Source organism: Streptosporangium album (assembly GCF_014203795.1).
GTDB lineage: Bacteria > Actinomycetota > Actinomycetes > Streptosporangiales > Streptosporangiaceae > Streptosporangium > Streptosporangium album.
Map to the genome: position 1 here is coordinate 1,158,722 of NZ_JACHJU010000001.1, position 13,865 is coordinate 1,172,586.

At 67.5% G+C, this 13,865-nt stretch carries 13 protein-coding genes and 1 riboswitch; of the genes, 8 read left to right on the forward strand and 5 right to left on the reverse strand.

Annotated features, from left to right (window positions below):
- Positions 1–82: 82 nt before the first annotated feature.
- Positions 83–697, reverse strand: a complete 615-nt coding sequence (locus tag FHR32_RS05495; RefSeq protein ID WP_184753295.1) for a dihydrofolate reductase family protein — start codon at positions 695–697, stop codon at positions 83–85.
- A gap of 87 nt (positions 698–784) precedes the next feature.
- Here FHR32_RS05495 and FHR32_RS05500 point away from each other — a divergent pair, with 87 nt between their 5' ends.
- Together FHR32_RS05500 and FHR32_RS05505 are read left to right on the forward strand one after the other, a co-directional pair.
- Entirely contained in the window at positions 785–1,006 is a 222-nt protein-coding gene (locus FHR32_RS05500; RefSeq protein ID WP_184753296.1) for a hypothetical protein, read from the forward strand.
- 18 nt (positions 1,007–1,024) lie between these two features.
- Positions 1,025–1,171, forward strand: coding sequence for a GntR family transcriptional regulator (locus tag FHR32_RS05505; RefSeq protein ID WP_184753297.1), 147 nt, complete (start codon positions 1,025–1,027; stop codon positions 1,169–1,171).
- A 300-nt stretch (positions 1,172–1,471) separates the two neighbouring features.
- Here the strand turns inward: FHR32_RS05505 and FHR32_RS05510 are convergent, their stop codons facing one another.
- Positions 1,472–3,289, reverse strand: coding sequence for an APC family permease (locus tag FHR32_RS05510; RefSeq protein ID WP_184753298.1), 1,818 nt, complete (start codon positions 3,287–3,289; stop codon positions 1,472–1,474).
- A gap of 208 nt (positions 3,290–3,497) precedes the next feature.
- Complete coding sequence (locus tag FHR32_RS05515) at positions 3,498–3,884, reverse strand: helix-turn-helix domain-containing protein (RefSeq protein WP_184753299.1); 387 nt, start codon at positions 3,882–3,884, stop codon at positions 3,498–3,500.
- Between the two features lie 506 nt (positions 3,885–4,390).
- Positions 4,391–4,567: riboswitch (M-box (ykoK) riboswitch) on the forward strand.
- Positions 4,568–4,858: 291 nt separating this feature from the next.
- On the opposite strand from FHR32_RS05515, the gene FHR32_RS05520 reads away from it, so the two are divergent.
- The 4 genes from FHR32_RS05520 to FHR32_RS05535 all read left to right on the forward strand — a co-directional run bounded on the left by FHR32_RS05520 (position 4,859) and on the right by FHR32_RS05535 (position 8,623).
- Positions 4,859–6,520, forward strand: coding sequence for an NRAMP family divalent metal transporter (locus FHR32_RS05520; RefSeq protein WP_184753300.1), 1,662 nt, complete (start codon positions 4,859–4,861; stop codon positions 6,518–6,520).
- A gap of 117 nt (positions 6,521–6,637) precedes the next feature.
- Entirely contained in the window at positions 6,638–7,192 is a 555-nt protein-coding gene (locus tag FHR32_RS05525; protein WP_184753301.1) for an MgtC/SapB family protein, read from the forward strand.
- 54 nt (positions 7,193–7,246) lie between these two features.
- Entirely contained in the window at positions 7,247–7,432 is a 186-nt protein-coding gene (locus FHR32_RS05530) for a hypothetical protein (RefSeq protein ID WP_184753302.1), read from the forward strand.
- A 291-nt stretch (positions 7,433–7,723) separates the two neighbouring features.
- A complete protein-coding gene (locus FHR32_RS05535; protein ID WP_312882033.1) occupies positions 7,724–8,623 on the forward strand; it encodes a tyrosine-type recombinase/integrase in 900 nt (299 codons plus the stop codon).
- Positions 8,624–9,017: 394 nt separating this feature from the next.
- On the opposite strand, the gene FHR32_RS05540 is transcribed toward FHR32_RS05535, so the two are convergent.
- Both FHR32_RS05540 and FHR32_RS05545 read right to left on the reverse strand, forming a co-directional pair.
- On the reverse strand, positions 9,018–10,031 hold the full coding sequence (locus tag FHR32_RS05540) for an alpha/beta hydrolase (RefSeq protein ID WP_184753304.1): 1,014 nt from the start codon (positions 10,029–10,031) through the stop codon (positions 9,018–9,020).
- A gap of 342 nt (positions 10,032–10,373) precedes the next feature.
- The gene (locus FHR32_RS05545) at positions 10,374–11,948 is read right to left on the reverse strand and encodes an MFS transporter (protein WP_246465991.1); all 1,575 of its coding nucleotides are present in this window, start codon (positions 11,946–11,948) and stop codon (positions 10,374–10,376) included.
- 84 nt (positions 11,949–12,032) lie between these two features.
- On the opposite strand from FHR32_RS05545, the gene FHR32_RS05550 reads away from it, so the two are divergent.
- On the forward strand, positions 12,033–12,425 hold the full coding sequence (locus tag FHR32_RS05550) for a winged helix-turn-helix transcriptional regulator (protein ID WP_184753305.1): 393 nt from the start codon (positions 12,033–12,035) through the stop codon (positions 12,423–12,425).
- A 286-nt stretch (positions 12,426–12,711) separates the two neighbouring features.
- Entirely contained in the window at positions 12,712–13,647 is a 936-nt protein-coding gene (locus tag FHR32_RS05555; protein ID WP_184753306.1) for a tyrosine-type recombinase/integrase, read from the forward strand.
- Positions 13,648–13,865 lie beyond the last annotated feature (218 nt).

Here is a 13,865-nt window from a genome sequence, read left to right on the forward strand (position 1 = left end):
AACCAGGTATGGCGGTATTGGACGATCACATCGCTGACCGACGGATGTGGCGCCGATGCGGCGATCCTCCCCGCAAAAGCGGCTATTTCCCTCCGGGTACCTGTTCCTTGACCTCGTCGTAGCCGACCTTGGTGGGTGCCGCGGTCGGCGCGTAGATCACGCGGATCACGCCCGTCGGAAACGCCTCCGTCGCCGTCATTCTCAGGTGGTACGGCGCGTCGCCGTCGTCGAACAGCTTGCGGCCCTTACGCGCCGCCACCGGATGCACCAGCAGGCGCAGCTCATCGACCAGCCCCGCGGCGAGCAGTTGCTGCACCACGGAGATCGACCCGGGGATGAGGATGCCTCTGATGCCAGCATCGGCCTTGAGCGAGGTGACGGCATCGAGGAGGTCGCCCTTGATCAGCTCGGAGTTGCGCCAGGAGAACTCCAGCGGCTGGCGCGAGACGACCACCTTGCGCACGTCCCCGAGTTGCTTGGCGAACTGTGCGTCGTCCCCACCCGCGGCCTCGCGGTCGGGCCAGGAACCGGCGAAGCTGTCGTAGGTCTCGCGGCCGATGAGCAGCACGTCAGCGGTGTCATAGTCCTCGCCGACGGCGCGGCCCATGTTCTCGTCGAAGTACGGGAAGTGCCAATCGGGGTCGATCTCGGCCACACCGTCGGCCGAGATGAACAGCGTGGAGATGATCTTTGCCATCGAGATGATCCCTTCAAGTCAGGTGGTGTCGGTAGATAGACCGGCGCAGCATCCCAAACTTATCGGCCGGCCACAGCATCGCGGGGCTTGATCGACAACGGAACGGTGGATGGCGGCAACTCCGCCCGCGTCGGCCTGTTAACGCCACTGACCGTTCCGTTGTCGATCAAGCCCCGGCACTGCCTGGCGCCGCTGCACGCCACGGTGGAAGTCGTGGTGACCACTGCCTCGTCGACCGGATCCCATCGCCGGGTGCCCTCCTGCGATGGGCCCGCCTCCGCTGGGTTGACCCTGTTTGAAGCGGCCTAGCCCAATAGCCTTCCGGACATGACCCTCGACACTCCTTCCCCGGGCCCCGCCGATCCGCTGACCCCCTATCTACAGGTGGCCGACGCGCTGCGGTCCCGGATCATGCACGGCGACCTGGCGCCCGGCGACAAGCTGCCCTCTCAGAGCCTGCTGACAAAGGCTTAAGTGCTCGGGGCCCCAGTAGCAATGAAGAAATTTCCAGCGGATACGCAGGTCGGAGCCTCTGTGAGTGCTTTCGAGCACGGACTGGAAGACGGGCCGCCGACCTGCATATCCGTTGTTTCCTGCGCCGTTACTACCAGGACCCCCTTCGGCAACGGCCGCTTCTACGGCCGGTTCATGCTCGACCCCACCCCGGGGACGATCCCGCCGTTGCAGGCGCGCCTGGTCGCGGTCACCCTGGCCGATCAGGCGGGGTCGGCGCTGGACACCGCCGCAAGCGACTCGGGGGGGGTGACGGCCGGCTCAGGTGGCGGGGGGAAAGACGATCGGCAGGCGCAGGCGGCAGATGACGGCGTCGGTGTTGCGGCGGATCGCCCGGTCCAAGACGGCGCCGCGCTGGTTTTGCAGCAGGCGCTGCCAGGGCTTGGGCAGGTGCATCTCCGGGATGAGCACGACGATCCGCTTGTGGCCCTCTTCGGCGGAGATGGCGCGCAGGTAGTCGATGATCGGCCGGGTCAGTGAGCGGGTGCGGCTGGGCAGGATGACGAGGGGGACGTCGGGCCGCCAGGCGTTCCACGCCTGGCGCACTGCGTCGGCGGATCCGGCGTCGGGGTCTTCGGGATGGACGACGGTGAGCGCGCGGACCTCGTCACCCAGGGACAGCGCGGCGCTGAGGGCTTCTTGGGTGAGGAGGTTGACCGCGCCGACCGGGACGATGACCAGACAGCGGCGGGGCATGGGGCGGGCGGGCAGCTGGCCCAGATGCAGGGCGGCGCCGATGCGCCGGTAGGTGCGGTGCACCGTCTCGAACAACAGGACCAAGACGGCGACGGCCACGAACACCAGCCAGCCGCCCTCGTGCCATTTGGCTACCAGCTCCACAACCAGCGCCACGGCGGTCAGCAGCGCTCCCAGCCCGTTCAAGGTGGCATGCCCGCGCCAGCCGGGGCCGCGCTCCAGGCGCCAGTGTCGGACCATGCCGATCTGGGAGAGGGTGAAGCCGATGAACACGCCGATGGCGAAGATCGGCACCAGCGCCTGGGTGTTTCCCTCCGCCGCCAGGATCAGGATCAGCGCGAGAACGGCGAGTACGGTGACGCCGTAGCGGTAGACCTGCCTGTCGGCGCGCAGGGCGAACACGTGCGGCAGGTGGTGGTCGCGGGCCAGGCGTGAGGCCAGGACGGGCAGGCCCCCGAAGGAGGTGTTGGCCGCCAGGGCCAGCAGCACCATGGTGGCGAACTGCACGATGTAGAAGGCGAGGTTGTGGCCGAGCGCGGCGTCGGCCAGCTGCGCCAGCACGGTTTTGGTAGGGCTCGGGGCGATGCGGAACTTGCCGATCAGCAGCGACAGGCCGATCAACATCACCCCGAGCAGGACGCCCAGGGTGACCTCGGTGCGCTGGGCCCGCTGGATGCGGGGGGTGCGGAAAGTAGGAACGGCGTTGGCGATGGCCTCCACCCCGGTCAGGGCCGAGCAGCCGTTGGCGAAGGCGCGCAGCAACAGCACCGCCCCGACCGCGGCGGTGGCCGAGCCGGTCGGGTGGGCGGGCTCGGTCGCGGGCTGGCCGCGCAGCAGCCCGGCCACTACGACGGCGGCGATCGCCACGACGAACACCACCGTCGGGGCGATCATCACCTTCGCCGACTCCGCGACGCCGTACAGGTTGACAGCGGTGATCAGCACCAACACGAGCACGCACAGCAGTACCCGCTCGCCGTGCAGGGCGGGGAAGGCCGAGGTGAAGGCGGCGACGCCGGCGGAAACCGCCACCGCGACGTTGAGCACGTAGTCGATGATCAGTGAGGCGGCGGCGACCAGGCTGACCCGCCGCCCCAGATGCCGCCCGGCCACGGCGTAGGCGCCGCCGCCGTCGGGGAAGGCGGCGATCACCTGCCGGTAGGAGGCGGTCAGCGCGACCAGCAATACCACGATGGCCACCGTGACTGGCAGGGTGAACCCCAGTCCCCGGCTACCGGCCACCGCCAGCACGATCACGATCGCCTCTGGCCCGTAGGCCACCGACGACAGCGCGTCCAGCGACAGCGCCGCCACTGCCTGCGGCACGGTGAGCCGGTCCCGCTCACGATGCCGGAGCGCGCCGCCGCCTGCGGAGCGATTCACCCCTTTTGCATCTTCAGCGCCCGCAGACACCAGCCCTCTCCATCTCCCCGGCTCACGCCGCCGCTCCCGCCGAGGTGATTCCCTTAAAACCCCTGTTCAGCGCCCCTGAAAGCCCATAACTCCTCTTGGGTGAGGATCGAAGGCACCTCTGCACAGCGCGAAACCGGGGTTGAGGAACATCGGTACAGCGGTTAGGGCGCGTCGGGAATCAACACGCTGGTTTGATCTTCGGGATGAGGATGACTCCTTCTGCTGCAGCGAACGCGATGAGGTCGGACAGCGTCATGAGGCGGATCCGGGTGGGCGCGATGGAGTGCTCGCGCTGGTCCAGCAGCGGCCGAATCTGGCGTTCGGCGGTGGCGATCGTCCCTGTGACAACGCCGAATAGGTCGGCCAGCACGTGCTGTGGCACGCGGAAACGCAGGCGTAAGACGGTCACCAGGGTTTTTTCGGCGATAGTTAGCGCAGCCGGGTGGCCTCCGCCGGGCTTGCGGATGGGCGGGCCTCCACGTCGGGCATGCAGTTCGGCCTCTCGCTGAACATGGTAGGGAATGACCAGCGCGGTGGTCAGCTGGTCCCAGTCGGCGGACGTCATCTCTGTCAGGGGTCCAGCCCACATAAGGTCAAAACCCACATTCAGTGGATCATGAACCGGTCTTTCCCCTGGTCGCGGCCAGGCACAGTCTGCTGAGAACGTGCTGGGTGCATGTACCGGATAACAATCCATTATCACGTACATGGCCTGCCGCCGACGTTGCCATCGTGGAGCCGGTGATAAAGACCGCGCCGGGCGGCGCGCCCGGCCGGCAGAGGTCCCGGCGGCGATCAGGTCTGATGCGGTGTCGCGCCAGCGACCGTGTCAGCACGGGGGTCCCGGTAGTCCTGGCCAAAAAATCAACGGATATGCAGGTCACAGCCTCAGCTGAGGGTCATCCAGCGCGGTCCGCAAGGGCCTGCCGACCTGCATATCCGTTGAAAATTTCGCCAATACTACTGGGACCCCGAGAGGTGTGAACTTTGCATGATTGCGCTCCGCAAAGGCGACAAAAGTTACCTCTCGGTGGTTGTAGCGCCTATCCGTGGCAACCTACGCTTTTTTGGTAGGCACCTCGTTAGGTGAGGCGTCTGTCCGGATACAGGCCACTGACCCCACGACGTCGAGAGACGCCCAGGTTCAGGACACCTCTCCCCGGCTTAAGGGGTGAGGCCAGGTGGCTTCCCGCGGACTTTTCGCGGGCATACGCCGGGCAGTGCCGAAGCTCTTACGAGATGTGGGGTGCGCCACCCGTTGTGGAGTGGGTTCCCCGTCGTGGATGCGGCACCGCACGGTTGCGATGCCCGGCCGGACGGAGGTGAGGATGTGTCAGGAAGCCATTCGGGTCGAAATCGGCCTGAAACCCGTGTGTCCTCATCTACCTCCGGCACGCGATAGCCACCTTTCTCGCGCCTCGCGCCTGCCTCGCCCACCCGAGTACGGCCCGCGAAGAGCGGTACCTTGCGCCCTGTTCGTGAGGAGGGCGGCTACACGCGTGCCCCTGACAGCTCGTTGCGGGCTGAGAGGGGTCCAGCATGGTCACCACCGACACCCCTGTGACCGGCGGTATCGCCACCGACCGTCGCGGGGCGGTGCTGGACAGCGCCCACGTCGGCGACATCCGTGGCGCCCTGGGCACCATCCGACACGGCGACACGGCGCCCCGGCTGGGCCTGTCTGCCAAGTTCAAGACGCTACTGGCGATCATCGGTCCCGGCCTGATCGTAATGGTCGGAGACAACGATGCCGGTGCGTTCGCCACCTACGGCCAGGCCGGCCAGAACTACGGCACCAAGCTGCTGTGGACGTTGCTGCTCCTGGTCCCCGTCTTGTACGTCAACCAGGAGATGGTGCTGCGCCTGGGCGCCGTCACCGGTGTCGGCCACGCCCGCCTGATCCTGGAGCGGTTCGGCACGTTCTGGGGTGCCTTCAGTGTCATCGATCTGTTCATCCTCAACGCCCTCACCCTCATCACCGAGTTCATCGGCATCACCCTCGCCGCCGGGTACCTGGGCCTGCCGAAGATCCCCTCAGTGATCCTGGCCGGGCTGGTGATCGTGGCGGCGGCCTTCACCGGGTCCTTCCGCCGCTTCGAGCGGATCGCCATCGCGCTGTGCGGCGCATCGCTGTTGCTCGTCCCTCTCTACGTCATGGCGCACCCGGCCGCCTCGCAGATGGCACACGACTTCCTCGTCCCGTCGCTGCCCGCCGCCTCCGGCCAGATGGCCACGCTGATGCTGCTCATCATCGGGGTCGTCGGCACGACCGTCGCCCCGTGGCAGCTGTTCTTCCAGCAGTCCTACATCGTTGACAAGCGCATCACTCCGCGCTTCATGAAGTATGAGAAGGCCGACCTGTGGATCGGCATCCTCGTGGTGATGATCGGCGCTGCCGCGATGATGGGCTTCACCGCCGCGATCTTCGAGGGGACCAAGGGGTTCGGGAACTTCACCGACTCCGCCGACATCGCGCACGGTCTGGAGGCCTATGCGGGCAGGATCGCAGGGGGACTGTTCGCCGTCGCGCTGCTGGACGCCTGCGTCATCGGCGCGTTCGCGGTCTCCCTGTCCACCGCCTACGCCATCGGAGACGTCCTGGGACTGAAGCACTCACTACATCGGCGGATCACGCAGGCCAAGGGCTTCTACGCGGTGTACGCCGCTCTGATCATCCTGTCGGCGGCCGTCGTACTGATCCCCGGCTCGCCGCTCGGCCTGCTCACCGAGGGCGTGCAGGCCCTCGCAGGGGTGCTGCTGCCCAGCGCCTCGGTGTTCCTGCTCATGTTGTGCAACGACAAGCAGGTCCTCGGGCCATGGGTGAACGAACGCAGGACCAACCTGCTCGCCTCAGCAGTGGTCGGCGTGCTGGTCACCCTGTCGATCGTCCTCACCGCCGCGGTGCTGTTCCCGGGCATCACAGCGACCCATATCTTCATGATCATTGAGGCGTGTGGCGCGGCCGGGATGCTCGCCATCGGATACGCCCTCGCCCGCCGCCACTTGACCGCCGCAGGCGCGGCGGACGGGCCGATCGACCGCACCGGCAAGGACACCTGGCGGATGCCGCCGCTAACCGCGCTCACCAGGCCGGTCATGTCCACCGGACGCAAGGTCGGCATGGGCGTTCTACGCCTCTACCTGGTCGTCGCCATGGCGCTGGTCATCATCAAGATCGCCCAGATGGTGCTCGGCCACTGAACCTCACGGCTGCGGAACCACTCGTTTACATAACCGCTTTACCGGCCGCTCCACCGGTCCCCTGTGACTGAGATCCGGCGTATCGGCCATGACGTGAAGGAGGGGCGGTGATCGATCATGTACACCCTGACCACCACCGAGTTCGCGCTGCGTTTGGCCGCCGGGGCAGGCTGCGGCGCACTGATCGGCATCGAACGCCAATGGCGCGCCCGCATGGCCGGACTCCGCACCAATGCCCTCGTCGCAGCCGGGGCCACCTTGTTCGTCCTGTACTCCGTCGCCGTCGGTGACACCGGCAGTCCCACCCGGGTCGCCTCCTACGTGGTGTCCGGCATCGGCTTCCTCGGCGCCGGAGTAATCTTGCGCGACGGATTCAAAGTCCGCGGTCTCAACACCGCCGCCACTTTGTGGTGCTCAGCCGCCATCGGCGTCTTGGCCGCCTCCGGACAGTTCACCTTCACCGGCCTTGCCACCGCCACCGTCGTGGTCATCCACCTCCTCGGCCGGCCACTGGGACGGCTCATCGACCACGACGTCCCTGACGCCGACGAGGACCTACAGGCTCAACACCACCGGCACCGGCCAGAGCAGTCTCACCGCCCACCTGCTCCTGAACGCGGACGCCCGCTTGGAGCATCTCACCACCGGCCTCTTTCTCGACCCCGGGCCTAGCCTGCGCGACCCCGCAGCAGCCGAAGTCTAGAGTCACTGAGGGTGAGGAAATCTATGCTCGGGCAGTCCGCCCTTCACCGCACCCAGGGCACCTTCATCACCGGCAGCACCTGTGCCGCACTCGCAGGAGACGCACACCTGCCCCACTACGGCCATGCCGCAGCCCTGATCGGCATCTCGATACTGCTGGCCATCCTGATCATCGTCGCAATCGCCATCTTCCGATCCGGACGAAAATGAAGGCCCTCCGCTCGGGTCCGCGCGATGAGCCCCAAAGTATCTGTGCGTAATCAGTCGGAGGGCTGAGGTCCCTCTCTGTAATCAGGAGTAGCTGGACCGTTCGGAGCGTCCCAGCTGAGCTCGCCCGGATGACTAACTTCCGGAATTGCTCAATTCCGGAAGTAAACTGTGGGAATGACTTCCGGAAACGCGCAGAAGCAGGTATCACAGGACGGCGAAACAGCTTCCGGAAACACGCAACCGGTTCCGCGCGGACGCCAACCGGTCCACCTGCCCCCTATCTATGAGGAGGTGCTCGCCTCCTACGCGGCCGCGCTGGAGGGCTCGCCGCTGGCCGACTCCAGCAAGGCCAAGTACCGCTCACGGGTGCGCGGCTTCCTCGCCTTCCTCGCCCAGGCCGCCGCCGACGGCGCTCTGGACGGCGACCCGCTCACCGACCCCACCGCCGCCGCGTGGGCGGTGCGCGACTACCGACGCCACCTGAAGAACGGCCGACGCGCCTCCACCACGATCGACAACGTGCTGGCCGCCATCGACGACTTCCACGCCCGCCGAGCCCTGGCCGTCACCGCCGCCCGCCGCGAACGCGCCCAGCGCCGCACCGCGCCCAAGGCCCTGAACGAGCGACGCGCACGCCGCTACCTGCGGGAGGTGGAGAAGAACGCCCCCTCTCGCGACGCTGCGATCGCGCTGCTGCCCTACTTCGCGGGCCTGCGCATCAGCGAGGTCGTCGCCCTCGACCTGGCCGACGTGCGCCTCTCAGCCCGCAAGGGCGAACTGCGGGTACGCGGCAAGGGCCACGACGGCGGCAAGATCCGCACCGTCGACATCCACCCCGACCTGCGCACCGTCCTGCAGACCTGGCTAGAGGCCCGCACGAACTGGCCCGGCTCGGCCGACACCACGGCGCTGCTGCTCAACCGCCGCGGCGGCCGCCTGACCGACCGCGCCGCCCGCGACATCATCATCCGCCCGGGCGAGACCGCCGGCATCAACGACGACCCCGCCGAACCCTTCGGCCCGCACGTGCTGCGCCGCACCTTCGGCACCCAACTCGTGCGCGCAGGCAAGGACCTGATCTTGGTCGCTGAGCTGATGGGACATGAGCGCCTCGACACCACCCGGCGGTACACCCTGCCCACCTCAGCAGACCGGGCCGCAGCACTCGACGCACTCATCACGGACCACTGACCTGCGCAAACGTTGCTCCCTTGGGCCTGGTGACACTGTTACTTACCCGCCGCCCCGCCTTGCGCAGCGCCTTCCGGACGGCCTCGGCGTCCCGGTCACGCATCGTCCACAACGGCCGTCTGCCCTCGCCGTACCCGAATTCCAGCGCGCCCTCGCTACCCCAGCCACAGAGTCCCTGCATCACTGCAGGTAAAGGGCATATCCGACGAAAGTTTCGTCAGGACTACTGGGACCCCTAAGGGATCGAAGGGAGAGACGCGCTGCAGTGTTTTGGTGCAGCGGTCGTCAGGCCCCCGTCCGAAGGTCGGGGCGAAGCCTTCCGCGCACGCGTAGCTCTGGGCCGGGCTATTCGAGCCACAGCACGGCATCCGGCTCCGCGCCGACCGTGTCCGTCTCAGCTCATGGACAAAATCCTGCCCAGCCACCCGGCGCGTGCCTCTCGGGCGTTCCGAGACAGCACCGCCTGCGGCACCAGGCCGTCGAACCCGTGGAAGCCGCCGGGCCACACGTGCAGTTCAGCACTCCCCCCGGCCTGCCAGATACGACTGGCGTAGGTGGCATCCTCGTCGCGGAAGGTCTCGGCGGATCCCACGTCGATGAACGCGGGCGGCAGCCCAGACAGGTCCGCCGCCCGCGCCGGCGCCGCATAGGGGGAGACGTCGTTGGTGCCCCGGGCGTCGCCGAGTAGGGCCGTCCATCCACCCTGGTTGGACGCCTGGTCCCAGAGGCCCAGCCCAGCCAGCTGGCGCGCTGAGGCAGTGTCGTTGCGGTCGTCGATCATCGGGTACATCAGCATCTGCGCGAACAGGGCCGGGCCGCCACGGTCACGGGCCATCAGGGCCAGGGCCGCAGCCAGGCCACCGCCGGCGCTGCGCCCGGCGACGATAATCCGCTCAGGATGGAAGCCGAGTTCCTCGGCGTGTTCGGCGGTCCACGCCAAACCGGCGTAACAATCCTCGACCGGACCGGGGTGCGGGGTCTCCGGTGCCAGCCGGTATTCCACCGACACCACGGCCGCGCCTACCTCCTGGGCCATGTCGAGCATCTCCGGGACTTGTGACCGGTTGTCGCCCATGACCATGCCACCGCCGTGCATGTAATAGATCACCGGAACAGGCACAGCCGCCGCCGCCGGCCGGCAGATCAGCAAGGAGACGTCCGGAGCGCCCTGAGGTCCTGGCACCGTCCGCTCTTCGACGGTGAAGGCGCCACCCTTGCTGAACGCCTCGTGCGGCGCAGGTTGCATGCCGGGAGGGCCCTGGCGGAGGGTCGGCAGGGCGGTGAGGTCGCTGAACGCGTCGGGCGGCAGGACCTCGTTGATCATGCGCAGGGCCGGTTCGAGTTCCGGGTCGAAAGGTGGAGGCGGGCCGACGGGAGCCTGAGATGGATCAGAGACGAAGGCGGTCATTGTCAACTCCAAGAGTGATGTGATCAAGATCTTCATGTTCGGTGGTCTTCGGCAAGGGATCTGCCGCCATGCGGCGGATTGTGAACGCCACATGGCGGTGGCCGTATCCGCAGCACGGTGCAGGGGGCGTTGCGCATGGCAGGGGGGTCCGTCCCCGTAACCACCGCCGAGCACCGGCTGCCAAACGGGCGGGAGTCCGCGGACTCGCCTATGGCGGCCATCGCCGCCACCAGCCGACCAGGTGGATCACGTCGCGTCACCGAATCGAGCCGCAGAAGCCCTCGCGGCCGACGGCTCGACGATTCCGCCGTTCGACTGGTTGAGCGATAGGGGGGATCTCGTTCAAGACCGCTCGAGCCGAGCTCGACCGGCACCGGCACTGCTGGCCCCCGGATCGGTTCCGCCATCCGGACCCTGCGGGATCTCGCCGGCGCTGGATCGCGCTGAAGCGGAGGCATCCGTGGCGTCTGACGGTGTTCCGCCCTCGGACGGTCGCGGTGGGAGGGCCTTGGGCGATGACAGCACGGTGGCCGTGAGGAGGAAGGCGGCGACGAGGAGTCCGGCCGCGACGCCGAAGGCCAGGCGATAGCCATAAGTAGAAGCTGCAGCGGCGCTCTCGGCGCTGGGAAGCAGGTTCTGCGCATGTGAGCTGGCGAGGGTGGCCAGGGCCGCGACGCCGAGGGCTCCCCCGATCTGCTGGGTGGTGTTGAGCAGTCCAGAGGCCAGGCCCGAATCGCTGAGTGTGGCGCCGGACATGGCCAGGCCGATGACCGCCGGAAGTGCCAGGCCCGCGCCGGCTCCGAGCAGGACCACGGCCGGAAGGACGTCCATGGTGTAGGTGGCGTGCAGGGGGAGGCGGGCGAGCAGCAGGAGAGCGGCCACCGTGGATACCAGGCCGGCCAGCAGCACGGTGCGGCCGCCGAAGCGGGTCATGAGCCGTGCGGACAGGCCGAGTGAGATCGCCGCGATCACGATGGGACCGGGCAGGTAGGCCAGGCCGGTTTCGATGGCGCTGTATCCGTTGACCGATTGAAGGTACAGGGCCAGAAGGAACTGAAACCCGAACAAGGCGGCCACGAAGAGGATCTGGACGACGTTGGCCCCCCAGAGGTAACGCGACCGGAAGAGGCGCAGCGGTAGCAGCGGGCTGCTCACCTTGGCCTGTCGCAGGACGAACCCCGCGAGCAGGACGATCGACGCAGCGCCGAGGCCGAGGGTGTGGGCCGAGCCCCAGCCGTGTTCCTCGGCCTTGTTGATGGTGTAGACGAGCAGCATCAGTCCTGAAGTGACCAGGAACGCGCCGAGCAGGTCGGCTCCCGCGCCGAACCCGAGCCCGCGGTCGGGCTGGAACAGGCGCGCGGCCAGGGCCACGATGACGATCCCGATGAGGACGTTGATGTAGAAGATCGAATACCAGCCGACGGCCTGGGTGAGGACTCCTCCGGCGATGACGCCGATCGAGCCCCCGGCCGCGGCCACGAAGCTGAAGACGCCGATCGCCTTGGCCTGTTCGCGGGGTTCGGTGAACATGGTCACGATCATGCCCAAGGTGACGGCGCTGGCCATGGCGCCGCCGACGCCCTGAAGGAACCGTCCGGTGATCAGCAGTTCCTGGCTTCCTGACAGGCCGCAGAGTAGTGAGGCCGCGGTGAATGCCGTGATGCCGGTCAGGAACATGCGTTTGCGGCCGATGAGGTCGCCGAGCCGCCCGGACAGCAGGAGCAGTCCACCGAATGCGATCATGTAGGCGTTGACGAGCCAGGAGAGACTGGTCTGGGAAAAGTGCAGGGCTGAGCCGATGGTGGGCAGCGCCACGGTGACGATGCTCCCGTCGAGGACGATCATCAGTGTTCCCGCGCAGAGCACGTACAGCGCGGGCCAGCGCATGCGGTCGGCCCGGTTGGCTGTCTCGCTCAAGGGTCACCTTCGTTCCTGAGTAGATGGCTTGTTACCGAGGCCATCATTTGTGACCATGGAGGCCTAGCGGAAGAAGGCACATTCATGGTCCAGAGGAACACCGATGTATCAGCGCAGGTCCACGACTCGCATGACTCGGCGGCCTGCACGGTGCTGGAGGTGCTCGACCGGGTCAGCGGCAAGTGGACCATCGGGATCCTGCTCGCGACCGCGCACGGCCCGGTGCGGTTCACGGAGCTGGAGCGGACGGTCCAGGGCATCAGCCGGCGCATGCTGACGCTCACCCTGCGCAATCTGGAGCGTGATGGCCTGCTCGTCAGGACCGTCTATCCGACGGTGCCGCCCAAGGTCGAGTACACCGCTACCGAGGTCGCGCTGGAACTGTACGCATCCTTGGCCTCGCTCACCTCGTGGGCGGAACGGCACCGCGCCACGATCGCCGCCGCCCGCGACGCCTACGACCGCAGCATGGAGTAGGGGTTGTAGCCAAGGTAAGCCCAAACCCCACAATGGCGATCTTGGTTGAGTCGCAGGCCGACGGGCGAGCAGCGCCGGCCCGCCTGGGTTGACGCTGCAAGGTGCCCGGGATGGAGACGACCCCGAGACTGTGATCGCGAGTCGGGCCCGCGATCGGTTCTTAGATAACCTTCGTTATCTGGCAAGATAGCGATCACGGACCCCCTGCGAGCTGGGCGAGCGTCGTTCACTGCGAAAGCTTCGTTTCCCGGTTATCTGGCAACTCGGCGAACGGGAGGACCGCACCGTGGATCCGATCATCGTCGAGCAACTCGGCCGCGCCCACCCGCTCGCCCGGCACCTGGACGACTTTCTCACCGACCTGGCCAACGCCGGAGCCTCCTCGCATACCCGGCGCGCCTACCGCGGAGACCTGCTGCGGTTCGCCGCCCACCACGACGGCGAAATCGGCGCGCTGACCGCGACGCCGATCCGCGCCTACCTGGCCGAGCTCGCCGAGCTGTCGCCGGCCAGCCGCAAGCGCAAGCGCGCCGCCGTCGCCTCCTTCACCAAGTGGGCGGTCCGTCACGACCTGCTGCAGGCCAACCCGATGGATCGGATCGACACCGTCAAAGTGCCCAAGACGCTGCCCCGCCCGGCCAGCGCGGCCGACGTCGCCAAGGTCTTGGCCGCGATCTGCACCCGGCGCCCGCGCAAGGACCTGCCGCTGGACCGGCTGCGCGACCGGGTGCTGTTCGAGACCGCCTACGTCTGCGGCGCCCGCGCCTCCGAGGTGTGCGGCCTGTACGTCGAAGACCTGGACCTGCGCCTGGACGACGAGCACGTGCGCATCCACGGCAAGGGCGGCAGCGTACGCACCGTGCTGCTGGACGACCGCGGCTACGTCGCACTGCTCAAGCTCTACCTGGTCCGCACCGGCTACACCGCCGGGCCGCTGTTCCGGGCCAGCATTAACGGCGCGGGTGGGCCGCTGTCCTACGACGCCGCCCACCACCGCTGGCAGCGTTACTGCGCCGACGCCGACGTGGAGATCGACATTCACCAGCTGCGCCACGCCCACGCCACCGAACTCATCAACGTCGGCGTCACCATCGAAGCCGTCCGCCGCCGTCTCGGCCATGCCTCGACCGAGACCACCCAGCTGTACGCGCTGCTGGACGACAAGGTCGCCGACGCTGAGATCCGCGCCGCCCGCCGACGCCGCGACCAAATGGGCCGCTGATCAAACCTGTTCCGCTCGATGCTCATGCCCAGGCCAGCACTCCGATGCATTGACCAGGGCCAACGCGATCGCATGTACCTGGTGACAGCTTCGTTAACGACAGGCCGACACCTACGCCGCCAGTTCATCTACAGCCTTTGAGGAACGAAGCACTACGGTGGTTTGTTAAGGCGGGGCGTAGAGGTCGAGGGACCGCCCCGCGGTGACGGCTGTGACCA